The sequence below is a fragment of the Nonomuraea sp. NPDC050451 genome (genome assembly GCF_044458585.1).
In genome coordinates this window covers 28,190-51,213 of sequence record NZ_JBITHZ010000057.1, presented here as the reverse complement: position 1 = coordinate 51,213, position 23,024 = coordinate 28,190, and the positions used below count along the sequence as shown (strand labels likewise).

General features: G+C 70.0%; 20 protein-coding genes and 1 pseudogene. 7 read left to right on the top strand and 14 right to left on the bottom strand.

Annotated elements, in window-relative coordinates; all coding sequences use genetic code 11:
* Positions 1–370 precede the first annotated feature (370 nt).
* Positions 371–1,021: a helix-turn-helix domain-containing protein gene (locus tag ACIBI9_RS63345; protein WP_397238041.1), complete on the bottom strand. Its 651-nt coding sequence runs from the start codon at positions 1,019–1,021 to the stop codon at positions 371–373.
* A gap of 141 nt (positions 1,022–1,162) precedes the next feature.
* Here ACIBI9_RS63345 and ACIBI9_RS63340 point away from each other — a divergent pair, with 141 nt between their 5' ends.
* Both ACIBI9_RS63340 and ACIBI9_RS63335 read left to right on the top strand, forming a co-directional pair.
* Positions 1,163–2,149, top strand: a complete 987-nt coding sequence (locus tag ACIBI9_RS63340; protein ID WP_397238039.1) for an alpha/beta fold hydrolase — start codon at positions 1,163–1,165, stop codon at positions 2,147–2,149.
* A 511-nt stretch (positions 2,150–2,660) separates the two neighbouring features.
* On the top strand, positions 2,661–2,972 hold the full coding sequence (locus ACIBI9_RS63335; RefSeq protein WP_397238037.1) for a hypothetical protein: 312 nt from the start codon (positions 2,661–2,663) through the stop codon (positions 2,970–2,972).
* 204 nt (positions 2,973–3,176) lie between these two features.
* Here ACIBI9_RS63335 and ACIBI9_RS63330 read toward each other — a convergent pair whose 3' ends face one another.
* The 4 genes from ACIBI9_RS63330 to ACIBI9_RS63315 form a co-directional block, all read right to left on the bottom strand.
* A complete protein-coding gene (locus ACIBI9_RS63330) occupies positions 3,177–4,037 on the bottom strand; it encodes a recombinase family protein (RefSeq protein ID WP_397238035.1) in 861 nt (286 codons plus the stop codon).
* Positions 4,038–4,307: 270 nt separating this feature from the next.
* Positions 4,308–5,213: an NmrA family NAD(P)-binding protein gene (locus ACIBI9_RS63325; protein WP_397238033.1), complete on the bottom strand. Its 906-nt coding sequence runs from the start codon at positions 5,211–5,213 to the stop codon at positions 4,308–4,310.
* A gap of 180 nt (positions 5,214–5,393) precedes the next feature.
* Positions 5,394–6,821, bottom strand: coding sequence for a coniferyl aldehyde dehydrogenase (locus tag ACIBI9_RS63320; RefSeq protein WP_397238031.1), 1,428 nt, complete (start codon positions 6,819–6,821; stop codon positions 5,394–5,396).
* A gap of 60 nt (positions 6,822–6,881) precedes the next feature.
* Positions 6,882–7,706, bottom strand: a complete 825-nt coding sequence (locus ACIBI9_RS63315; protein ID WP_397238029.1) for an SDR family NAD(P)-dependent oxidoreductase — start codon at positions 7,704–7,706, stop codon at positions 6,882–6,884.
* 115 nt (positions 7,707–7,821) lie between these two features.
* Between ACIBI9_RS63315 and ACIBI9_RS63310 the strand changes: the two genes are divergently transcribed.
* Positions 7,822–8,370 (top strand): TetR/AcrR family transcriptional regulator, encoded by a 549-nt coding sequence (locus ACIBI9_RS63310; protein WP_397238027.1) that lies wholly within the window; start codon positions 7,822–7,824, stop codon positions 8,368–8,370.
* Here ACIBI9_RS63310 and ACIBI9_RS63305 read toward each other — a convergent pair.
* Positions 8,331–9,146: a DUF4158 domain-containing protein gene (locus ACIBI9_RS63305; protein WP_397238025.1), complete on the bottom strand. Its 816-nt coding sequence runs from the start codon at positions 9,144–9,146 to the stop codon at positions 8,331–8,333. The genes ACIBI9_RS63310 and ACIBI9_RS63305 overlap by 40 nt on opposite strands.
* A 214-nt stretch (positions 9,147–9,360) precedes the next feature.
* Here ACIBI9_RS63305 and ACIBI9_RS63300 point away from each other — a divergent pair.
* Positions 9,361–9,894, top strand: a pseudogene (locus ACIBI9_RS63300) (Tn3 family transposase); the annotation flags it as partial.
* A gap of 200 nt (positions 9,895–10,094) precedes the next feature.
* Here ACIBI9_RS63300 and ACIBI9_RS63295 read toward each other — a convergent pair.
* Together ACIBI9_RS63295 and ACIBI9_RS63290 are read right to left on the bottom strand one after the other, a co-directional pair.
* A complete protein-coding gene (locus tag ACIBI9_RS63295) occupies positions 10,095–10,877 on the bottom strand; it encodes a MerR family transcriptional regulator (RefSeq protein WP_397238023.1) in 783 nt (260 codons plus the stop codon).
* A 132-nt stretch (positions 10,878–11,009) separates the two neighbouring features.
* Positions 11,010–12,182 (bottom strand): serine hydrolase domain-containing protein, encoded by a 1,173-nt coding sequence (locus ACIBI9_RS63290; RefSeq protein ID WP_397238021.1) that lies wholly within the window; start codon positions 12,180–12,182, stop codon positions 11,010–11,012.
* Positions 12,183–12,498: 316 nt separating this feature from the next.
* Between ACIBI9_RS63290 and ACIBI9_RS63285 the strand changes: the two genes are divergently transcribed.
* The 3 genes from ACIBI9_RS63285 to ACIBI9_RS63275 all read left to right on the top strand — a co-directional run bounded on the left by ACIBI9_RS63285 (position 12,499) and on the right by ACIBI9_RS63275 (position 14,386).
* Positions 12,499–13,083: a recombinase family protein gene (locus ACIBI9_RS63285; RefSeq protein WP_397238019.1), complete on the top strand. Its 585-nt coding sequence runs from the start codon at positions 12,499–12,501 to the stop codon at positions 13,081–13,083.
* A gap of 152 nt (positions 13,084–13,235) precedes the next feature.
* Complete coding sequence (locus tag ACIBI9_RS63280; RefSeq protein WP_397238017.1) at positions 13,236–13,406, top strand: hypothetical protein; 171 nt, start codon at positions 13,236–13,238, stop codon at positions 13,404–13,406.
* Positions 13,407–13,624: 218 nt separating this feature from the next.
* Positions 13,625–14,386, top strand: a complete 762-nt coding sequence (locus tag ACIBI9_RS63275) for an NAD(P)-binding domain-containing protein (RefSeq protein ID WP_397238015.1) — start codon at positions 13,625–13,627, stop codon at positions 14,384–14,386.
* Positions 14,387–14,417: 31 nt separating this feature from the next.
* On the opposite strand, the gene ACIBI9_RS63270 is transcribed toward ACIBI9_RS63275, so the two are convergent.
* Genes ACIBI9_RS63270 through ACIBI9_RS63245 form a run of 6 tightly spaced genes read right to left on the bottom strand, consistent with a single transcriptional unit; the run spans position 14,418 to position 22,982 of the window.
* Positions 14,418–16,508 carry a dipeptide ABC transporter ATP-binding protein gene (locus ACIBI9_RS63270; RefSeq protein WP_397238013.1) on the bottom strand — a complete coding sequence of 697 codons (2,091 nt, stop codon included), beginning with the start codon at positions 16,506–16,508 and terminating at the stop codon, positions 14,418–14,420.
* A complete protein-coding gene (locus ACIBI9_RS63265; RefSeq protein WP_397238011.1) occupies positions 16,505–17,386 on the bottom strand; it encodes an ABC transporter permease in 882 nt (293 codons plus the stop codon). Before ACIBI9_RS63265 ends, ACIBI9_RS63270 begins: the two co-directional genes overlap by 4 nt.
* 4 nt (positions 17,387–17,390) lie before the next feature.
* Positions 17,391–18,338, bottom strand: coding sequence for an ABC transporter permease (locus tag ACIBI9_RS63260; protein WP_397238009.1), 948 nt, complete (start codon positions 18,336–18,338; stop codon positions 17,391–17,393).
* A gap of 12 nt (positions 18,339–18,350) precedes the next feature.
* Complete coding sequence (locus ACIBI9_RS63255; protein WP_397238007.1) at positions 18,351–19,934, bottom strand: ABC transporter substrate-binding protein; 1,584 nt, start codon at positions 19,932–19,934, stop codon at positions 18,351–18,353.
* Between the two features lie 52 nt (positions 19,935–19,986).
* Complete coding sequence (locus ACIBI9_RS63250) at positions 19,987–22,392, bottom strand: beta-glucosidase (RefSeq protein ID WP_397238005.1); 2,406 nt, start codon at positions 22,390–22,392, stop codon at positions 19,987–19,989.
* A complete protein-coding gene (locus ACIBI9_RS63245) occupies positions 22,389–22,982 on the bottom strand; it encodes a TetR/AcrR family transcriptional regulator (RefSeq protein ID WP_394499102.1) in 594 nt (197 codons plus the stop codon). Before ACIBI9_RS63245 ends, ACIBI9_RS63250 begins: the two co-directional genes overlap by 4 nt.
* Positions 22,983–23,024: the final 42 nt, after the last annotated feature.

Sequence of the window (23,024 nt, the reverse complement as noted above, 5' to 3'; positions counted from 1 at the left end):
CATCATCGTGTCCCCAAGTTGGCCACGGGGTGGGGATCGCCCAGGACAGAGGACGACTACCCCTTTGTCTGGTACTGCCCCGCCAACGCGCCGTGCCTGCGACGTCTCAGGAGGATGGAAGAGCGCGGAGTGATCACCGGCTACCGGGCAATCGTCACCCGCCGACGACATGGAAAGCGTGATCATCCCCGACCGCGGCCACTATCCGGCCGAAGAGGACCCGAGGAGATGCTGGCGGCCCTCAAACCATTCCTGATGGCCCCGCCGCTAGGCGATCTGCAAGGAAGGGGTGGCCCGGCCGACGCGGTCCTTGGCCGCGAACCTGCGCGCACGTCGCGGTTTCGCTGTCGTATCGGAGCGGTTCCGGAGCCTACGACTGCGCCTCGCGGCCGGCCTGGGCACGATTCGGCCGGCGGCTCCCGCGACCGGCGGCTGGAGGGGTGCGCAGCCGTAGGCGCTCCCCCTGCGGTCCGAACATGATCAGATACTCCACCGGTCCGCCGAGTCCGGCGTTCGCCACCCCGTGGGGGATGCGGGTGTCGAACTCGGCGACGTCCCCGGCGGTCAGGATGAGGTCTTGGTCGCCGAGCGCGAGCCACAGCCGCCCGTACAGGACGCACAGCCACTCGTGGCCGTCGTGGGAGACCTGACGGGGCCGCGCGGGCGGGTCCTCGAGAGCGGGCAGGACATGCTTGTGGGCGTGCAGGCCGCCGACGTACCGGGTCAACGGCAGCACCGCCTTGTCATCCCCGAAGCTCAGCGGCGCCCTAGCGCGCGGCTCGGCCGCGGGGGTGGGTGCCGTGCCGGCCAGCTCGTCCAGGGAGACGCCGTACTCCTTCGACAGCTGCAGCAGCACCTCCAGGGTGGGCTTGCGCCGGCCGGTCTCGATCCGGGACAGCGTGCTGGTCGAGATGCCGGTCGCGCAGCTGACACCGGCGAGCGTCGCGCCGTGGTGCTCACGCGCGGCCCGCAACCGTGGCCCGATCGCGGCCAGCGTGCCGTCCACGTCGTCGCCTGCCACCTTGCCCGCTCCTTCTTGCCGTGCCGCTCCACCGCTCTGTCCTGTGAGTTTGCCAGAATGGCAAGCCTGGTCGCGTCGGGCGGGTGCCGCGCAGCAGGATCGATGGGTAGCCGCACCCGCCCGCGAACCGAGGAGAAGCCCATGCAGCCCGAGCCGACCGCCGAGCTCCGCCACCGCACCGTCGAGGCCCCGGCCGGGCGCCTGCACCTGGTCGAGCAGGGCACCGGCCCGCTGGTCCTGCTCGTGCACGGCTTCCCCGAGTCCTGGTACTCCTGGCGCCGCCAGCTCCCGGCCCTGGCCGCGGCCGGCCACCGGGCGGTGGCGATCGACGTGCGCGGTTACGGCCGCTCCTCCAAGCCGAAGGCGATCGACGCCTACCGCATGCTCGATCTGGTGGAGGACAACCTCGCCGTCGTGCGCGCCCTCGGCGAGGAGAGTGCGGTGGTCGTCGGCCACGACTGGGGCTCCAGCATCGCCGCCGCCTCGGCCCTGCTCCACCCCGACGTCTTCCGCGCCGTCGGCCTGCTGAGCGTCCCTTACGCACCGCCCGGCGGCCCCCGCCCCAGCGAGATCTTCGCCCAGATCGGCGGCCACGAGCAGGAGTTCTACGTCTCCTACTTCCAAGAGCCCGGCCGTGCCGAGGCGGAGATCGAGCCCGACGTCCGGGGCTGGCTCGCGGGCTTCTACGCGGCCCTGTCCGCCGACACCATGCCTGCCCCGGGCGAGCCCGACCCGCACTTCGTCACCCACGGCGGCCGGCTGCGCGACCGCTTCCCCCCGGGGGTCCTCCCGGCTTGGCTGAGCGAGGACGACCTCGACGTCTACGCCGGGGAGTTCGAGCGCACCGGGTTCACCGGTGCGCTTAACCGCTACCGCAACATGGACCGAGACTGGGAAGAGCTCGCCCCGCACCGTGGAGCCCCGATCAAGCAGCCGTCCCTGTTCATCGGCGGCGCCCTGGACGCCTCCACCACCTGGATGTCCGACGCCATCGACGCCTACCCCGCCACCCTCCCCGGCCTGTCGGCCTCCCACCTCTTGGACGGCTGCGGCCACTGGATCCAGCAGGAGCGCCCCGACGAGGTCAACCGCCTGCTGACCGACTGGCTCGCCACCCTCCGGGGCTGAACCGGGCGGGCGGGAAGCACACACCCCCAGGAGCTTGAGCAGGGTCACAACCGCGCCCGGCGTACGCCAGGCGCAAGCGCCCAAGAGTCGGGGGTCAGAGAGATTTGGAACGGAATCCGGCGTTAACGGGGTTCTCCCAGGTCAGCGACTCCCTGCCGATGCGGTCCTCTGCACGTGGTTAACGCCGGATTCCGTTCCATCGCTGGTAGAAGGTTGGCGCTGATAATGATCATGGTGCGGGAGGCGGCCCTGAGTCTCGATGTGTTGAAGGTACGGCGGGCAGATGGTGCCGGTCTGGGACGATCTGAGGCATGGCGCGTGGTGATGGTGGCGGCAGGGACGGCCGGGGCGAGCCCGAGTGGCGGCCGGTGACCGACGTGGACATGATGACCGCGGTCGTCCTGGAGCAGCTGGGCGCAAACCGCGATCAGTTGCGGGCCTTGGAGCCGGCGCGGCTGCCCCGCATCTGCTGGACGACCACACCGTTGAGCGGATCAAGCAGGTGTTCGGGGTGCAGCGCGATGACATGTGGCTGTGGGTCGAGACCGGCGAGCGCTGGCAGGCCCAGGACCTGAACGCGGCCGAGGCCGCGAAGGTCGACCAGTACGTCGCTGCGGTGGATGCGTTCGCGGCGAGCTACACGGTCATCCTGGCGCTGGCCGATGAGCTGGCCGCGGGCACGATCGAGGCGACGCTGGCCAAGTCGGACCTGGAGCTGGGCGTGGAGGCATTGGCGGGAGCGCTGGCCCGGCAAGGCGAACCCGTTCCCGGACGCGTCGCCGGTGCAGGTCCGCCACCCGCTGACGGCCAGCGACACCGTTGAGACGTCGTGGCCGTGGCTAACGGGCCTGGTGATGGGAATGGTCGCCCCGGGCGAGTAGGACACCGTGGTGATCGATGACCGCTTGGTGGCGGGCTGGACGCCGGCGGGAACCCGGTGTACTCGGTCTGCCACCGGACGGCCGAGGCGATCCGCCTGCAATAGCTCCCGCGTTCAGTCGTTCCCGGCGTTGATGGGCCGGACCCGTCAGGTCGCGCTCTGCTGGTCGTGGTCGCGCAGCATGCGCAGGACGGTCGCGGCCGAGGGGTGACGGCCCCTCTTCTTGCCGCTGGTGATGACGAGCCGGGCGGCGATGTCGCGCAGGCTGAGGTCCTGGGCGCGCAGGTGCAGGGCCATGGACAGCATGTTCTCGTCGGTGACGGCGGCGCCGCCGATGTGTTTGCCGCGGGCGCGGGCGGATTCGTGGCCTTCCAGGGTGCGGTCACGGATGTACTCGCGTTCCATCCCCGACAGGGCCGCCAGTACGGTGAACACCACGCCCGAGGGATCATGGGAGCCTTGCAGTTCGCCGGTGAGGAACTCCAGCCCGATGCCGGCCGCCTTCAGTTGCTCGGCGAGGGCGGCCAGATCCAGGCCGCGGCCGAGCCGCTTGTGCTCGTGCACCACGAGGGTGACCGCCACCCCGGCCGCGCGCAGTTCCCGGGCCAGGGTGACGGCCTTGTCGAGCTCGGGCCGGATGGTGGCCCGGGTGGAGATCTTCTCGGCGAAGACGCGGGTGACGCCGGCGGTCTGGAGCGCGTCGAGCTGGGTGTCCAGGGACTGACGGACGGTGGAGGCGCGGGCGTAGCCGATCCGCGCGTGCCCGGCGGGCTCGGCGTCGGCCGCGGCCGGGCGGGGCAGCTGGGCCCACGCCGTGCCCGGTTTGCGGAGGGCAGGGGTGGGGACGTTGAGCGCCTTGGCGAACGCGGGCGCGAGCCGGAAGCGGGGGGTGTGGTACTGGATGGCCACCTTGCCCCGGCCGGTGCGGCAGGGCGATCCGGCGGGGGCGGCGCAGGAGGTCATCGGGCAGTCGTGGGCCTCTACGCGCAGGAAGTCATCGTCGTGCACCCTGAGATCGTTTCATAGGAGTGTTTCAGACCACCACCCGTTTGCATCGACTTATGAAACAGCGCTCGCCCTGGACGCGCCCGGCCGGACGCGGTGTTTCATAGGTGTTCGCCTATGAAACAGCCGCATGCGGACGGCTATCCCGCGGCGGGGCCGCGGCGCCCCCTAGGACGGGACAGACGTGTCGTCCACGGAAGTCGCGGTCGGGCGCGCCGTTGACGTGCCTGGCGGTGGCTTCGGTGATGCCGCCGCCTGGGATTGCTGCGGCAGTCAGCCGAGGTAGAAGTCCTTGCGGGCGGTGACGAACTCCTCGACGGTCAGGGGCCGTTTCCCGGTGATGCGTTCGACGTCGGTGGTCGCTCTGTCGTAACGGTTCGCGTGGTGCAGTTGTGCCATGGTCGCGATGTGCTGCTCGGTGTGCTGTGGCAGGCCCGCCTTGGCGAGTACCTCGGTGCGCCACTGTTGCAGGGGGACGTCCCGGTAGGTGACCGTGCGGCCGAGCGCTTTGGAGAATTCCTGGGCTACTTCGGTCATGTCGAGTGTTCGTGGTCCGGTCAGCTCGTACACCTTGCCGGAGTGCTCACCGGGATCGCGCAGGATGGTCGCGACCACCTGGGCGACGTCGTCGGCAGCGACCGGCGAGGTGCGTCCGGTGCCGAACGGCAGGGCGAGGGTGCCGTTGGCGCGGATCGACTCTGCCGCGAGGGCGGTGAACAGCGGGTTGTCGAGGAAGGTCGTCGGGCGTACGTGCACCACGGGCAGGCCCGACCAGTCCAGCACCTGCTCGGCCAGCCAGTGCAGCCTTTGCTGGTGGGATTCCTCAGTGCTGGTGGCGGTCATCTGCGACACCGTCATCTGCGACATGTCCACCAGCAGGTCGAGTTCGCCGTGCGCCTTCGCGACGGTGGCCATGACGGTCGCCGCCAGCAGGTGGTTTGGGGACACGCTGAGCCCGAAGTACGTCCGGCGGACGCCGTCGAGCGCGGCCGCCACCGTTTCGGGCCGGGTCAGGTCCCCGGTGACGACCTCGGCGCCCAGGGCCCGCACCTCGGCCGTGCGGTCGTTCTCGCGGCGGGTCAGGACGCGGACCGGCACGTTGTGCGCGCGTAGCCGTTCGGTGACGAGGCGGCCGACGCCGCCGGCGCCGGTGACGAGAACGAGGTCGTGGTCAGTCATCGGTGGGCTTCCTTTTCGGAGGTGTTCGCCTCGGCCAGGGCTTGGCCGAGGCGCGGGTGTGGTGCGTCCTGGTGCGCGAGGTCGCCGCTCGGGGTCTTTGCCGAGCCGCCGATGGTCTCGACGAAGGCCGCACTTGTGGGGTGGGGGGGAAGACCTGCGTGGCGCGGGTGATGGCTGTTGTCAGCGGAGGAAGAAGTTGAGGAGGGCATCGGTGCGCTTGTTGAAGGGGGCGCGCAGCAGGCGGGTGGCGTTCCAGCGTCCTTGTGTGTAGATGCCCTTGGGGTGGCTGAGGGTGCGGAATCCTTCGATGCCGTGGTATTTGCCCATGCCGCTGGCGCCGACGCCGCCGAAGGGCAGGTCGTCCTGGGCGACGTGCATGAGGGTGCCGTTGATGGTGACGTTGCCGGAGGTGGTGCGGTCGAGGACGTTGCGCCGGTCGGGGCCGTCGCCGCCGAAGTAGTAGAGGGCGAGGGGCCGGGGCCGGGCGTTGACGTAGTCGATGGCGTCGTCGATGGTGCGGTAGCCGAAGATCGGCAGGATGGGTCCGAAGATCTCCTCGTGGGCGATGCGCATGTCGTCGGTGACGCCGAGCACGACAGTCGGCGCGAGGGTGTGCGGACGGTCGGCGGCCTCGTGCGGCCGGTGGCCGACCTCGATCACCTGGGCGCCGTGGGTGCGGGCGTCGTCGAGCAGGCCGGTGAGGACTTTGTATTGCTTGTCGTCGACGATCGAGGTGTAGTCGTCGCTGGTCGGGCCGTCGGGGTAGGCGGCCTTGACGAGCCTGTCGAAACTGGCGATGAAGGTGTCGATCTCGGATTCGTGCACCAGGGCGTAGTCGGGGGCGATGCAGGTCTGCCCGCCGGACAGCAGTTTGCCGAAGACGATGTCGGAGACGGCCTGATCCGTTACGTGTCCCTTGGCCACGATGGTCGGGGACTTGCCGCCCAGTTCCAGGGTGACGGGGACGAGGTGCTCGCTGGCGGCCTTCATCACGGCCCGGCCGACCTCGGTGCTGCCGGTGAAGACGAGATGGTCGAACGGCAGGCCGGAGAATGCGGAGCCGTCGCCGCTGACCATGGTGACCTGCTCGGGCGGGAACAGCTCGGCGAGCATCGCCGCGAGCACCGCGTTCGTCGCCGGGGTGAGTTTCGAGGGTTTGAGCATCACCCGGTTGCCGGCGGCGATCGCGGTGACCACGGGCACCAGGGACAGGTTGACCGGGTAGTTCCACGGTGAGATGACCCCGACCACGCCCAGTGGCTGGTATTCGATGCGGTTGCTGCCGAAACGCAGCAGCAGGTCGATGCGGCGGCGGGTCGGGCGCATGAATCGGCGCAGGTTGCGCTGCAGGTAGTCGATGTTTTGCACGACGCCGACGATCTCCATGAACGCGGTCTCGTGGCGGGAGCGGTGTCCGAAGTCGGTGTTGATCGCTTCCTCGATCGCGCCGCGCCGGGCGATCAGCGCCGCCTTGAACCTGGCCAGATCGCTGCGGCGCGCGGCCAGGGAAGGTGCGCCGTCGCGCAGGTAGGCGGCGCGCTGCACCTGCAGGATGTGCTGGAAACGCTCCGCGTCGGTGGGCTGGGCGGTGACGTCGGTGACGGTCATGACGGTGCTCCTCAACGGTTGGTGCGGATGGCAGTGGAGGGCTGGGTGTGCGGGCTGTCCTCAGCGGTTGGTGCGGGCGGCGGCCGGCTGGGGGCGCGAGCGGCGGGCCGCCCAGCCCATGATCCGGACCATGGTGCGGCGGGGCAGGAGCTTGCTGGCGACGGCGAGCGAGCGGCTGTTGGTGATCACCGACGGCGGTGCGGAGCGGCGGTCGAGCGTGTCTAGGGCGATCTTGACGACCTGCTCGGGAGTGGCCCGTTTCGTGCCGTAGTCGGCGGACTGGCTGCCGGCGGCCTCGTAGAACTCGGTCTTCGTGGCGCCCGGGCACACCGCCAGGACGCGCAGGCTGGTGCCGCGGGCCTCTTCCCACAGCGCTTCGGTGAAGCTCAGGACGAAGGCCTTGGTGGCGCCGTAGACGCTCATGTACGGGTTCGGCTGGAAGCCGAGCAGGCTGGCGACGTTGATCAGGATGCCGTTGCCGGTGGCGGTCAGCGGGCCGACGTAGGCACGGCTGAGGTCGACCAGCGAGGCGATGTTCAGCGCGATCATGCTCTGCAGCCGGTCGGGGTCCTCGTCGGTGAACGCGTCATGGGTGCCGAACCCGGCGTTGTTGACCAGCCCGGTCGCGAAAATGCCACGGGACTCCAGTTCGGCGCGCAGGGTGCGGCCGGCATCCGGCAGGCCCAGGTCACGGGCGACGGTGGTCACCGTGACGCCGTGGGCCCGGGTGAGCTCGGCGGCCAGGCTCTCCAGGCGGTCGGCCCGGCGGGCGACCAGGACCAGGTTGGCGCCGCGACGGGCGAGCTGGCGGGCGAATTCGGCGCCGAGGCCGGAGCTGGCGCCGGTGACGATGACGGTCTGGCGGCGGTAGTCGATTCTGCTCATGCCGTTCACTCTACGCACCAAAATGCACGGAGTGCAAATAGCTGCATCGTGTGAGATGACGTACCATCGGTGCATGGCTCAGAAACCGACACCTCTTCGGGAACAGACCCGCTCCGTGGTCCGCTCGCTGCTCGCCCGGACCGCTATCGAGCTGTTCGCCGCCAAGGGCTACGACAACACGACCCTCGAAGAGGTCGCCGCCGCCGCGGGCGTCTCCCGGCGGACCCTGTTCAACTACTTCCGCAACAAGGAAGACCTCGCGCTCAGCAGCCTGGCCGAACAGGGTGAACTGATCGCCGCGCGCCTCGCCGAGCGCCCGGCCGGCGAGGATGCCTGGGCGGCGCTGCGCGCGGCGTTCCAGGTGCTTGAGGAGATCGACATGACAGCCGAAGGGCGCCTGGAGTTCATCACGCTGCTGTTCGGCAACGATTCCCTACGCGCCGGACACGCCGAGAAGCAAGCCCGCTGGCAAGACCTGTTCGCACCGCTGCTCGAGCCCCGGCTGCACGACTCCGACCGCCGCACCCTGCAAGCCCGCGCGATCGCGGCCGCGGCGATCGTCTGCCTGCAGGTGGCCAACGAGGAATGGGTACGCCTGCGCGGACAGGCCGACATGTTCGACCTCTACGACACCGCCGTACAGGCCATCCGCCGCCCCGCCTGAAACCGGCCGCATCCAGCTCCACCATGCCTCCGGCCCACCACCGCGTACCGCAGGAAACCCCACAACGGATCAGTGCCCGCGCACCGCGCGGACCCTGACCGCTTCCCGGGGTGCGCCGCAGCGTGCAGACCACTTCGCGCATCCGTGCAGACGACTTGGGAAACCGACAACCGGATTAACGATCTTGGTTGTGCTCTGGATATCGGGACCGTTTCAGGGACGTTGGTGTGCGGGTCGTGCAGTTCCCGCGTGGCGCGTTCCCGCTCGCGCGCCACCAGCCGGGTCAGCGTGCTGATCCCGGGCAGCAGCACGTCGTTCTGCCGCAGCCAGCGCACCGCGTACTGGAAGCACGCGGTGGGGCCGTCGCCGGTGTTCCAGGCGTGCGCCCGCACCTTGCCCGCCAGCTCGGCCTCGGCCGAGGCGAAGTCCTTCAGCCCGAACGCCTTGGCGATCTCCCAGGTGTGCTCCAGCCGCGTCTTGTCCCGCTCGGTGTAGCGCTTCACACAGGACGGATCCTCGATCTGCAGTTGGGCGGCGACGACGTCCAGGACCTCGTTCGGCACCTCCAGCGGGTCGGCCAGGAAGCACCCCAGGTAGCGGACGGTCACGAGCTGGAGGGCGAAGCCGCAGCGGATGTGCCGGCCGCGATGCCCCTTGATGAGGGCCATGTCCTCGTTGTCGAGAAAGAAGATCTTCTCCATCTCGGCCCGGGAGGGCGGACCGTCGTAACTGCCGTACTTCGCCGCTTCTGAGTCGCTCAGGAAGTCGACAGGCATGCACGCAACGTATGACTCATCACACACAGCGTCATCAGAGCAACACAATCGTTACTAAGTGCTACCTACCATGACAGTAAGTAGATCAATGTCGCGCTGTGAAACCGAACGGAATCCGGCGCGGGGCCGCGTTCGGAGGCAGGGAAACGCTCGGCTCGCTGACCAGCGGGAACCCCGTTAACGCCGGATTCCGTTCCAAATCTCTCTGACCCCCGTGACCAACCAGGTGCGCGCCTACGACCTGCTGCGCATGTTCGCCCGAGGCGGGCGCCCGACCCCGCTCGGGCAAGCGTTCGCCGAGTACGGCCGCATCGACAAGACCCTGCACCTGCTGTCCATCCTGGACCCGATCGACGACACCTACCGGCGCAGACTGAACAAGCAGCTCACCGTCCAGGAATCCCGGCACCGGCTGGCCCGCAAGATCTGCCACGGCAACGGCGGGAAGATCCGTCAGGCCTACCGCGAAGGACAAGAAGACCAACTGGCGGCTCTTGGTCTTGTCGTCAACGCCGTCGCGCTGTGGAACTCGAAGTACCTGTCGGCCGCCGTCGACCAGTTGCGCGCCCACGGCATCCCGGTCAAAGACGAGGACGCCGCCCGGCTCAGCCCGCTTGGTCACGCCCACCTCAACGTCCTGGGCCGCTACGCCATCGCCTCCTCCGCGCCGGCCGAAGGGCTGCGGCAGCTCGGCGAGAGACCCGACGTGCCTGAGGGCGACAGCGGAGTGGACGAGGAGGGGGTGTAGCGGCCAGGATCGCGGCCAACAGCCGGCGTCCTTGTCCTGAGGCTTTCCTCGAGCTGGACGGCGAATCGCCCGTCGTGCCCGGCCTGGCTGCGCGATCCTGTCCTTTTGGCCGCTCCTTCGAAGGACGCGTGGCTGGCTGAGGCGATGCCCCAGCGTGGGACGAGCCGCTCCAGCGGTGTCTGCGGGCAGATCCCGGCCGGTCAGTGGGTGTCTGGTCTGGGAATATGGATGCCCGCGGCGCGGAGCTTGGCCTCGACGATCGCGACCCCCTGGGCCGTGGCCGATCCCTGCTGTTCGCCGTGGTGGGCGATCAGGTGGTACCGGGACGCGGCGTCGGTGCGGGCTTGCAGGCCGGTCACGATCTTCAGGTGTGCGGGGTTGGCGAGGAGGTGGTCGGCAATGGCGGTGGCGAGTTCGGCCAGGCGTGGGTCGTCCGGCTCCCATGCCGTGGCTTCGGTGGCCTGCTTGCTCAACGCGACGAAGCGGGGGTCGTCGAGGGCGTGCTCGACATGGGTGAGGAAGTCGTCGAAGCCCTCGGGGACCAGGGCCCTGGCCAGTACCCAGCCCTCCCTGGTGGCCGCCACCTGCTCCGCGGGAAAGCCGAGGCCGGACATCCGCACCAGCAGCGCCACGGCGCGGTCGGGCAGCAGGGCCCGGTCTCCGTCGGCGAGCCGGTGCAGCATGTCACGGCGCGCGATCAGCTCCTCGATCCGTTCGGTGAGCTGCCGCTCGACGTCGGCGAGCGCGGCGGCGAACTGGGCGGCGTCGGCGTCGAGCAGGGGCCCGACTTCGGCCAGCGGCACCCCGGCGGCGGCCAGCGTCCGGATCTGCACCAGCCGCAACAGCTCGGCCGATCCGTACCTGCGGTAGCCGGAGCTGTCGCGTTCCGGCTCCTTGACCAGGCCGAGCTTGTGGTAGTGGCGCACCGTCTTGACTGTGACGCCGACGAATGCCGCCGCCTGCCCGATCGTGACTCCGTTCATCGGCAGAATTCTGCCTTGTGCCCGAGCTCGGCGACCAGGCGGACCGCAGCCGTGCATGTGGCCCCGGTTCACGTTCTCCCTGATGCATGACCCGGAAGGGGTCGCCTCTGGAGGTGTGCGGGTCACAGGTGTTCAGCGCGCCGGCCGGGCCGGATCGGCCTGCTTGCCGCAGAACACCTTGTTGACGAGCTTTTGCTGAGCGTTCGGGAACGCTGTCGCTATGGACATGGCGGCGTCGTCCACCCAGTTCAGTACGGCGGTCAGGGTCTTGCTGCCATCGGGCGTGCTGTACATCAGCGTCGCGGAGCCGACGTTGCCGCCGTTGTGGGTGATGACAGTGCCGCCGCAGTCGGTTTTCTGGACGAACACCCCCAGCCCGTAGTCCATGTTCGGGATGCCCGTGGCGTGCGGGGTGAACATCTCGGCCAGCAGTGCGGCCGGCAGGAGCTTGCCACCTACCAGCGCGGAGATGAACGTGTGCAGATCCTGGGTGGTCGAGATCATGTCACCGCCGGTGGAGACCCAGGAGGGGTTGTAGCGGGTGATGTCGATCGTCTTGTGCTGGCCGTCTTCCTCGTAGCGGTAGTAGATGTGGGCGTGCGGCGCAGGAATCTCCGGCGAGGCGTTCGGCACCACGGTGCCCGACAGCCCGAGCGGCCCCAGGATCAGCCGCTGCATCTCTTCGGCCAGCGAGCGGCCGGTGACCTGCTCGATCAGCAGCCGGGCCAGCACGTAGTTGGTGTTGGCATAGCTCCAGCCCGTGCCCGGCTCGAACCGGGCCGGCTTGGACAGCGCCAGACGTACCAGTTCCTCAGGCCGGTAGGTGTGGAACCGGTTGTCCACCCACTCCTTGCCCGTGGTGCTGTAGGGCACGGGGATCCCGTGCACGATCGCCCCATCGTCGTACACCTCGCCGGTGAAGTTGAACAGCCCGCTGGTGTGCTGCAACAGCATCCGCACCGTAATCCGCCGATCCAGCCCGAACTCGGGCAGGTAGTCGGCCGCCAAGGTGTCCAGCTCGATCTTGCCCTCGGCCACCAGCTGCAGCACCAGGGTCGCGGTGAAGGTCTTGGTGTTGCTGCCGATCCGGGCATGCCCGTTGACCGGCGGCTTGGCGGTCCCGCCCAGCTCGGCCACCCCGGCGCTGCCGACCCACTCGCCCCGCTCATCGTGTACGCGCAGCGACACCCCGAGGAAACCGGACTCGACGATCTCCTCGATCGCCTTGTGCAGCTCCGGGCGATCCTGCCCGGCCGCAGCTGCAGGCAGGGTGCTCTTGTCCTGATCGGAACGGGTGATCGTCATGGTGGTTTGCCCTTCGAAGTTGTTACATCCGGGTCGGCGTCTCGCCGCTGCGCCGAGCTTCCACCCTGACCCAAGGTCAACCTCAAGCGTGATCTAGCTCACAGCTGCATTGGGGTTCGAGACAGCTTTGGGAGCAGGACGCCGTCCCCCGCTGGGTGACAGTCGCATCTCGCGCGGGAGGTCCGGCGGGTGTTCCGTAAGGCGATCCCCCACCGGAACACCCACCGGCCGAGACAGCGCCCCCGGTCAGGGTGTTCCGTATAGGTGTTCCGCGAACTGTTCCGGTGAAGGCCCCCTATCCGGAACACTGGAGCGCGTGAACGGAACCCGCGTCGGCTACGCCCGCTGTTCGACCGACGAGCAAGACGTGATCATCCAGACCGAGCAACTCCTGGCCCTCGGCGTCTCCGATGACCGGATCTACATCGACCGCGGCTTCTCCGGCACCACCCGCCGCAACCGCGGCGGCCTCGACCAGGCCCTCGCCGCCGTGTGGGACGGCAGCGTCTTCACCGTGACCACGTTCGACCGGTTCGCCCGCAACATGGCCGAGGCCAACCAGATCCTGACCGACCTGTCCGGCCGCGGCGTCCTGTTCGGCCTGGGCGCGTCCGTCTACGACTGGACCGACCCGTTCGGGCGCCTGTTCCTGCAGACCCTCGCCATGGTCGCTGAGTTCGAGGCCAACATCGGGCACCTGCGCACCCGCGAAGGCATGGCCCTGGCCAAGAAGAACGGCAAGCTCAAAGGCAAGCAACCCAAACTGCCCGAACCTGCCCGCCGCTCCATCCGCCGTCGATACGCCGAAGGCGAGGTGTCCCTCGCCGACCTGGCCACCGAGTACAGCGTCGGACGCTCCACCATCCACCGCATCATCCACGGGCCGGACAGCCCCAGGTAGAACGCAGGATCACCATCTACTCTGCCCCTCGCCGTAGCTATAGGAGTTCCGGGCCGTTCCGGCGGCTCGCCGTTCCACCGGGTGCCGACCCTCGCGCGCTCTCGCCGCTGTGTGCCGGTGACCTGACCGGGCTGGCCTCGGCGCTGCTGTTGGTGCCGACCCATGACCCCCGTTGGCCGATCACGGCCGCCGGGACGCCCGCGCGGCTCACCGAATATCCCGGTGCGGGACACGCGTTCCTCAGCATGCCGGGCGTGGCGCCCCAGGCGGAGGCCGCGCGGACGGAGATCCTCGAGTTCCTCCGAGCCTCCCTCGCCGCGTGACCCGAAAGGGAGGACACCTCATGAGCGGCTGGCCGTCACCCCTTACCTGGTCGTGTTGTCCGTCGTCGGGGCGCTCGGCACAAGCGCCGGGCCGGCCGGGCTGCTCACCACGGACACCTCCGGCGACACCGGCCTGCCGCCGATGCTGGGCTGGGCCGGGATGGCTCCCTGCGTGGTAGGTCTTCTGGAGGTCATGTTGTTGTGGAGAAGGAGACACAGTGAAGCGCATCGGCATCATTGGGGTAGGCGAGATCGGCCGGGCCATCGTGGCGGGCCTGTGTGACGGGGCCGGCAAGCCCCCGGAGGTGTTCCTCTCCCCCCGGGGAGCCGGCACGGTCGCGGAGCTGTCCGAGCGCTACGAGAACGTGCAGGTGTGCACCGACAATCAGGAGGTGGTGGACCGCTCCGAGGTGGTGATCATCGCCGTACGCCGCCTGGACCGGCACGAAGCACTGGCAGGGCTGCGGGTGGACGGCGACAAGGTGGTGGTCAACGTGATGGCCGGCGTCGGCAACGACGACCTGCGCCGGACACTCGCCACCGACGCCCCGCTGGTACGGGCCATCCCCCTGCCCGCCGTCCGCGAACGCCGCTCCGTCACGGTGACGTACCCGTCGCACCCGGTGGTGGACTCGCTCTTCGAGCACCTGGGCGGGGTGCTCCCGGTCGCGGACGAGGCGGCCTTCAACGTCTTCTCCGCACTGACGGGAACGCTGACCACCCACTACTCGTATCTCGCCACGCTCACGTCGTGGGCCGTCGATCACGGCATCGACTCCGACGACGCGGACCGCTACGTTCGCGGCCTCTTCCAGGGGGTCGGCCGTTCCCTGAGTGACGAGACCCGGTCCCTGCACCAGCTCGCGGCCGACCACGAGACCCCGAAGGGCAGCAACGAACGCATCCGGACCACGTGGTTCACCCCTGCCAATTCCGGAGCCCTCAGCAGGGCCCTTGATGAACTCCTTGCCGATCTCTGAAGCAGTCCCGTGAGTTGACCGCTGCCCCGGATCACCCCTCAGCGCCGGTCGCCACCAGCTCGCCGGCGAAGTGGCACGCGGCCAGTTGCCCGCCCGGTGTCTCGGCGAGCAGCGGCTCCTGTTCGGCGCAGATCGTCCGCTCCGGATGGGTCAGCGGGCCGATGGGGCAGCGTGTACGGAAACGGCAGCCCGACGGCGGGCTCTTCGGGCTGGGCAGGTCGCCGGTGAGCACGATGCGTTCGCGGCCGCGCACCGTGGTGTCGGGCACCGACGAGGACGACATGAGCGCGACCGTGTACGGATGCTGCGGGGCCGCGTAGACCGCCTCGACCGGGCCGGTTTCGACGATCTTGCCGAGATACATGACGGCGACCCGGTCGGACAGGTGCCGCACGACCGAAAGGTCGTGGGCGATGAACAGGTAGCCGAGGCCGAGCTCGTCGCGCAGCGACTCCAGCAGGTTGATGATCTGCGCCTGGATCGAGACGTCCAACGCCGACACCGGTTCGTCGCAGATCAGCACCTTCGGTTCGACGGCCAGCGCGCGGGCGATGCCGATGCGCTGGCGCTGTCCGCCGGAGAAGGCGTGCGGGTAGCGGTCCAGGTGCGACTCGTTCAGGCCGACCCGCAGGATGAGCGCGTTCGCCTCCGCTGCCCGCTCGGCGACCGGCACGCCACGCATGTCGAGCGCCTCGTCGAGCGACTGCCTGATCGTGCGGCGCGGGTTGAGCGACGCGTACGGGTCCTGGAACACGTACTGCACCGTGGAGCGCAGCGCCCGGGCGCTGGCCGGGGAGAACGCGTCGACGCCGTCGGATCCGACGCGGACCGTGCCCGCGGCCGGCCGGTTGATCCCGACGACCGTCCTGGCGAGCGTCGACTTGCCGCACCCGGACTCGCCGACCAGGCCCAGCGTCTCTCCGCCGGCGACCGTCAGGCTCACCCCGTCCACGGCGTACACGGGCTCCGGCCGCCCGAGCAGGCTCCTGCGGCCGGAGGCGACGTCGACCCGGAGGTTCTCGACGCTCAGCAGCGGGGTTCGCGCCTGTTCGGCCCGCGCGGCCGGGTCGGCGGCGACGAGCGTGAGCGGAGGTATGGGCGCGCCCTCATGGGTCACCCAGCATGCGGCGGCATGCCCTGCCGTGGCCAGGGGCAGCAGCTCGGGAACCTCGGCGCGGCAGCGGTCCTCGGCCAGCCGGCAGCGCGGGTGGAAGGCGCACCCGGGCGGCAGCGCGGCCGGGTCCGGCGGGGCGCCGGGGATCGCCGGCAGCCGGTTCCCGCCTGCGGTGTCCATCCGCGGCATGGCCTTGAGCAGGTCGGCGGTGTAGGGGTGCTCCTGCCGCGCGAAGATCGTCTCGACCGGTCCCTGCTCCACGACCCGGCCGCCGTACATGACGACGACGTCGTCGCACATCTCGGCGACCACGCCCATGTCATGGGTGATCATGAGTACGGCGATGCCCAGCTCGTCGCGCAGCTGCCTGAGCAGGCGCAGGATCTGCGCCTGGATGGTGACGTCCAGAGCCGTGGTGGGCTCGTCGGCGATCAGCAGCGACGGCGAGCTCGCCAGCGCGATGGCGATCACGGCGCGCTGGCGCATGCCTCCGGAGAACTGGTGCGGGTAGTCGTCGATCTTGCGTTCGGCGTCCGGGATCCCGACCTGCCGGAGCAGTTCGAGTGCCCGTGCGCGGGCCGCGCGCTTGCCGGTGCCGTGCACGGTGAGGGCTTCGACGATCTGGGCGCCCACGGTCAGGACCGGGTTGAGGGCGGACTGCGGGTCCTGGAACACCATCGCGATCTCGGCGCCACGGATGCGGCGCATCTCCTCCTCGGACAGCCCGAGCAGGTCGCGGCCGCCGAAGCGGATCTCGCCGGCGGCGATCCGGCCCGGTTGGGGCACCATCCGCAGGATCGAACGGGCGGTCACCGACTTGCCCGAGCCGGACTCGCCGACCACGCCGAGGATCTGGCCAGGTCGCAGGGTGAGATTGACGTCGTTGACGGCGTGGACGATTCCCGCGCCGGTCGCGAACTCGGTGCGCAGCCCGCGGACCTCGAGCAGGGCGTCCGCGTCGGGACGCGCCGAGGCCGCCGGCGCGACGCCGTGGGGGTGGGTGGTCATTTCCGCAGCACCGCCTTGTTGAGCGCGTTGGACAGCAGGGTGAACGCCAACGCGAGGAGCAGCAGCACCAGGCCGGGCCCGAGCACGTACGCGGGGTGCACCTCGATGTAGCGCGCGCCGACGTTGAGCATCGCGCCCAGCGACGGGACGGGCGGCTTGATGCCGAGACCCACGATGCTCAGGCCGGACACGATGAAGATCGCGACCACCATGTAGACGGCGGCGCCGACGACGATCGGGTCCATGATGTTCGGCAGCACGTGCCGTACCAGCACGGTGCGCTTGCGCACGCCGAGCACCTTGGCGGCCAGCACGTACTCGCGTTCCTGCTCGACCTGGAGCCCGGCCCTCGACAGCCGCCCGAACCCGGGCAGGCCGCTGATCAGCACGGCCACGAACAGCGAGAGCCAGCCCGTGCCGAGCACGAGGACGACGCTCATGCCGAGCACCAGCCCCGGGAAGCCGAGGATGATGTCGAGCGCGCGCTGCATCGCGGCACCGAGCAAGCGCGAGACCACGCCGGTGAGACCCATGAGCGTCCCGACGACGGCGCTGACCGGCACCGCGGTCAGGATCAGGCTCAGATCCGTACGAAGGCCGTAGACCGTACGGGCGAGGATGTCGCGGCCCAGCTCGTCGGTGCCCATCCAGTGCGCGGCCGAGGCCCCGGCCAGCGAGTCGCCGCTCTGGGCGTCGTACCCGCCGGGGAACAGGACCGGCGCCAGGAGGGACACCGCGACGAGGGCCAGCAGCAGCCCGGCGCCGAACGCGCCGCGCGGGGTGCGCAGCGCCGTGAGGTACTGCCTCAGCGCCCCGCCGCCGGGCCGGCGCGGCACCGCCGGCACGGGTGTTTCGGGTGCGGTGACGGTGGTGGTCATGGTTTCACGCTCCCAACCTGACGCGGGGATCCAGGACCGCCATGGCGATCTCTGTGAGCAGCTGCACGACCACGGCGATCAGCACCGTGCCGACGATGATCACCTGTACGAGGTTGTAGTCCGCGCTGAGCACGCCCGACACCCCGAGTTGCCCGATCCCGTTCCTCGCGAAGATCATCTCGATGACGACGGCGCCGGCCAGCATGTCGCCGAACCGCATGCCGATCGTGACGGCGGCGGGCCCGAGGCTGTTGCGTACGACGTGGCGCAGGGTGATCAACCTTCGCGGCACGCCCTTGGCCACGGCGAGGTCGACGTAGTCCTGCCGCCACGCGTTGTCCATCGAGGACTGGACGAGCATGGCGACGTGGCCGCCCATCGGCACCGCCATCGCCACCGCGGGCAGTATCAGGTACTGCACGCCGATCACCGGGTCGTCCAGCACCGCGACCTCCCCGCTGATCGGCAGCAGGCGGAACACCACCCCGAACAGGATGATCAGCAACAGGCCGAACAGGAAGGGCGGCATCGCCAGGAGCACCGTGTTGCTCGCGTCGGCGGTGAACCGGGACAGCCGCGAACGCGCCGACCCGGCGAAGATGCCGAGCCCGAGCGAGACCACGACCAGGAGGATCGTGGCCGCGACGGTCAGCTCGAACGTGCTCTCCACCCTGCTGCCGATCAGCTCGGCGACCGGGCGCTTGAACTGCAGCGACTGGCCCAGATCGCCGGTCAGCAGCCCGCCCATCCAATGGACGTACTGCTCGGCCAGCGGTCGGTCCAGCCCCATCTCGACGCGGATCGCCGCGACCTGCTCAGCCGTGGCCTCCGGCCCCGCCGCGATGGCGGCCGGATCACCGGGAGCCAGGCGGGGCAGGAGGAACGCGATGGCGGTCGTCGCCACCAGGACGAGCAGGACCGACGGCAGGCGCCGGATCAGGAAATGGATCATGCTCGGCCCCGTTCACCGGGTGAGGTAGGCGGCGCGCATGGAGCGGCCGTAGCGGCTGACCAGGACGTCCCGCGCGGCGTCCGCGCGCACGACCGTGGCCGGCACGATGGCGATGGCCTGGAGGAACGCGGCATCGAGGAAGTACTGCGAGAGGTCCTTCAGCCGCTGTGCCGTCTCGCTCTCGTCGGCGCTGTCGATCAGCGCCTGCGCCCGCTCGCGGTAACCGGCGTCGGCGTAGTTCGAGGTGTTCTTGCCCGGCCGCAGGTCCGGATATCCGTACAGCGAGAGCGCCGGCGGCAGCTTGGCCACCGCGGTCCAGGTCAGGAACGCGGGCCCCAGCTTGCCGGCGATCCTGCGCGGCTCGAACTCCGCGGGCGGCAGCTCCAGCGCCGACGGTTGGAGCCCGACGTCCGTCAGGTTGCGGGTCACGATCTCGATCACGTTGCGCGGCACCGGCAGCGCGTGGACGGCGATCTCGACGCGGGCCCCGTTCGCGCCGGCGGCCTGGATCATCTGCTTCGCGCGGTCGGGCTGGTAGGCGTAGGTGGCGGCCAGCTCCGCGGGGTAGCCGGTCGCGTCCTCGCTCCACGGCAGGCTGGTCGTCGTGCCCACCCCGCCGAAGACCTGCTGGTTGATGCGCTGGCGATCGATCGCGTAGCCGATGGCCTGACGTACCTCGGGCTTGTCGAAGGGCGCCTTGGTGACGTCGAAGCCCAGCGCGTACACGAGCCCGTGGTTGAGGTCGAGGTGGAACTTCTTGTCGTCGACGACCGTCTTGGCGTCCTGGATGTTGAGCCCGTTCGCCAGGTGCGCGCGGCCTGAGCGCAGCGCCGCCAGCTGGGCGGTGGAGTCGCCGATGACCGTGAGCTCGATGCCGTCGAGGTAGGGCAGCCCCTGCTCCCAGTACGCGTCGTTGCGCGTCATCTTGATCTCGGTGCCGGCCTTGTAGCCGGACCACAGGAACGGTCCCGTACCGATGACCTTCGACCCGTCCACGATCCCCTTGTAGGTCTCGCGATCGATGATCGGCGTCGAGTCGAGGATGTCCAGCACCACTTCCTGCAGCGGCCGCGGCGAGGTGATCGTGACCTCGTGCTGGCCGGTGGCGCTCGCCTTCCAGCCCTTCATCGCGCCGGCGAGCGTGGCCAGGCCGTCGCCCGCCATCTCGCGTTCGATGGTGAACACGACGTCGTCCGCGGTGAAGGCGCGGCCGCTGTGGAACTTGACGCCCTCGCGCAGCGACAGCACCAACGTCCGGTTGTCGTCGCGCAGCTCCCACTTCGTCGCCAGCAGGGGCTGCGGCTTGTTGTCCTGGTCGACCATGACCAGCGTCTCCAGGACGTTGCGGTTCCAGAAGATGTTGCCGGGGCGGCCGGTGAAATAGGCCGCCGGGTCCGGCGGCGCGGCGACCGTGGCGACCAGGGTCCCGCCGCGGGCCGGGCCGCTCGTCGCGCCTGCCGTCTTGCTCTCGTTCACCGCGGAACGGCATCCGGCCAGGCCGGCCGCGCCGAGGACGGCCAGCCCGCTGAGGAGCGTCCGGCGCGACAGGGCCGAAGCGCCGGGGATGGAATCGACATGGTGATTACTGGGGTACATCGCTGCACCACCTCACTTACTTTCTCTCGGGCCGGGGGGAAGACCCGGTTGATCACTCCTCGTGAACCTTGATCGACGTCGTGCCACGGATGTCCGCGCAGGAGAATCCGATGGAGACATCGAACGTTCCAGGCTCGACCGCCCAGTCGTGTCGTGCCGCGTCCCAGTGCTGGAAGGCCTGGGGCGGCAGCGGGATCTCGGCGGTGAGCGTTTCGCCGGGTTCGCCGCGCACGACGGCGAATCCGGCCAGCCAACGGGCGGGGCGGTCGACGCTCGACCCGGGCCGCGCCAGGTAGACCTGCAGCACCTGCTTGCCCGGCCGCGAACCGGTGTTGCGCACGGAGACCCGTACGGCCATGTCCGGTCCGCTGTGGACGTCGACGAGCTCCCAGGTCGTGTAGCCGACGCCGTGCCCGAACGGGTACGCGGGCTCGGCCCCGGCGCGCAGCCACGCGCGGTAGCCGACATGGATTCCTTCGCCGTACTCCAGCCGGCCGTCGGCGGGGGTCGTGTCGAGCACCGGCACGTCTTCACCCTGGGCCGGCCACGTCATCGGCAACCTGCCGCCGGGCTCGGCGTGACCGAGGAGCACGTCCGCGAGCGCGGCGCCGGACTCCTGGCCGCCGAACCACGTCACGAGCACCGCCGCGACGTCATCGCGCCACGGCAGCAGCACGGGGGCGCCCGCGTTGACCACGACGACGGTGTTCGGGTTCTCCGCCGCGACCGCCCGCACCAGGTCGTCCTGCCCGTCGGCCAGCGACAGGTCCGCTCGGTCGAAGCCTTCGCTCTCGGTCTGCGAGCTGGTGCCGACCACGACGATCGCGACGTCCGCGGCCCTGGCCTGCTCGCGGGCGACGGCGAGCTCCTCCGCCGCGGAGCGCCGCGGCGCCCGGCAGCGGATCGCGACGGCCGAGCCGGCCTTCGGCATCCGCTGCCGCAGCAGCACGTCGACCGGTCTGCCTGCTTCGAGCGGTACGTCGAACGTGCGCATGGGCGGCGTGAGGATCTCCGCGCCCGGGCCGTCGTGCGACGGCCGCACGTCGTCGTCCAGCAGGGTCCGGCCGTCGATGGCGAACACGATCCGGCCCGCCCCGCTGAGGCCGAGCTGCCACGTGCCCGACACGTCCGGGACGATCCGGGTGGTCAGCTCGACAGTGGTCGCCCCCGCGGGCACATCGGCGCCGAGCCGTACGAGAGCGGCGCTCTGACGGTCCTCGCGCGCCACCTCGGCGCCAGCGTCGTCGCGCCAGCGGATCAGCACGGCCGAGCCGAGCATCTCCGGCGGCACGGGGGCGGGGTCGCCCTCCAGGTAGCTACCGGCGGTGTAGGTCACCTGTACGCCAGGGGGCAGCGCGGCTACGAGCCCGTCCAGCGGGGACACGACGTGGGTCGGCCGCACTTCGGCGCTGCCGCCGCCCTGGATGCGCGGGCTGCCGGCCAGCTCACCGAACACGGCGACGCGGCGCAGGCGCTCCGGTGTGAGCGGCAGCAGATCACCGGAGTTGTGCAGCAGCACGGTCGCGTCCGCGCCGGCCGCGTGCAGCTCGCGGCGTACGTCGACGGTGACGGGCGTACGGGTCACCGGCACCGAATCGAGAGCGCCGAGCCGGGCGGCGAGCCGCAGCAGGTTCTTCACCTTCACGTCCACCGCGGCCTCGCTGACCAGGCCGTCGGTGACGGCCTGCACCAGCGCGGCGCCCCACGGTCCGCCGGGCCCCGGCATGGTGAGGTCGAGACCCGCTGAGGCGGCGGCCACCGAGCGGGTGGCGTGCCAGTCGGACATGACGAGCCCGTCGAAGCCCCAGTCCGCGCGCAGCGGGCTGTCGAGCAGTTCGTGCTCGGTCATCGCGGTCCCGTTGACGGCGTTGTACGACGCCATGACCAGCCACGGCCGTTCGTTACGGACGATGTGCTCGAACGGGGCGAGATACACCTCGCGCAGCGTGCGCTCGTCGAGGCGGATGTCGACGGTGGCGCGTTCGGTCTCCGAGTCGTTGGCGACATAGTGCTTCACGGTCGCCGCCACGCCGTGCCGCTGGAGCGTTCCGACCAGCGCGCCGGCGAGTTGAGCGGTCAGGAGCGGATCCTCCGACCACCACTCGAAATGCCGGCCGGCGAGCGGGCTGCGCTGGAGGTTCGCCGTGGGGCCCAGCACCACGTCGACGTCCTTGCGGGTGGCCTCCGCGGCGAGCACGCGCCCGGCCGCGGCGGCGCGGTCGACGTCCCAGCTCGCCGCGATCGCGGTCGGGCACGGCAGGCACGCGGACGGGGAGCCGTTGTCCCATGCCGGGCCGCGCACTCCGGCGGGCCCGTCCGACACGTTGATCGCGCGCAGCCCGACGGCCGGCTCCGCGTACGTGCGCCAGTGGGACGACCCGGTCAGCAGCCGCACCTTCTGCGGGAGGTCGAGCTTGCCGACCAAGGTGTCGAGGTGCTCCTCGAGTCCGTCGTTCACCGGTCCTCCTTGATGATGAGTCGCTCGAGGTAGGCGGCCATGCGTCCGGGGAGGTCCATGGTGGGGTCGAGCAGCCACTGGATCTGCAGCCCGTCCATCACGGCGATCATCTCGCCCGCCAGGACGACCGGGTCGAGCGCGGCGGGAAGCCGGCGCAGCTCCTGGTCCCGGCGGATGCGCTCGGCCACGCGCTCACGGACCCGGGCGTAGCGGCGCAGGAAGAACTCGCGGGCGGGGTGGCCCGGCTCGATGCTCTCCGCGGACTCCACGGCGTACAGGCGCATCGCCGTCGGGTCCTCGACGTTGTGGCGGCACAGCGAGATCAGCGCGTCCACGACGGACATCTCCTGGAACATCGCGTCCATGTGGTCCCGGCTGTCCTCGTCACGCCGTTCGAGGGCCGCGAGCAGCAGCTCTTCCTTGTTCTTGAAGTGGTGGATCAGACCGGGCTGGGAGATACCGACCCGGGCCGCGATGTCGGCGAGCGAAACACCGCGGTAACCGCTGTCGCCGAACATCTCGGTGGCGACCCTGAGGATCTCCTCCCGCCGCACACCTGGCGGCCTGCGGTTACGCACCGACGGTGCCACTCCTGACAAGAGATTCTCCTTGCGTTCGCGGTTTCGGCAGAC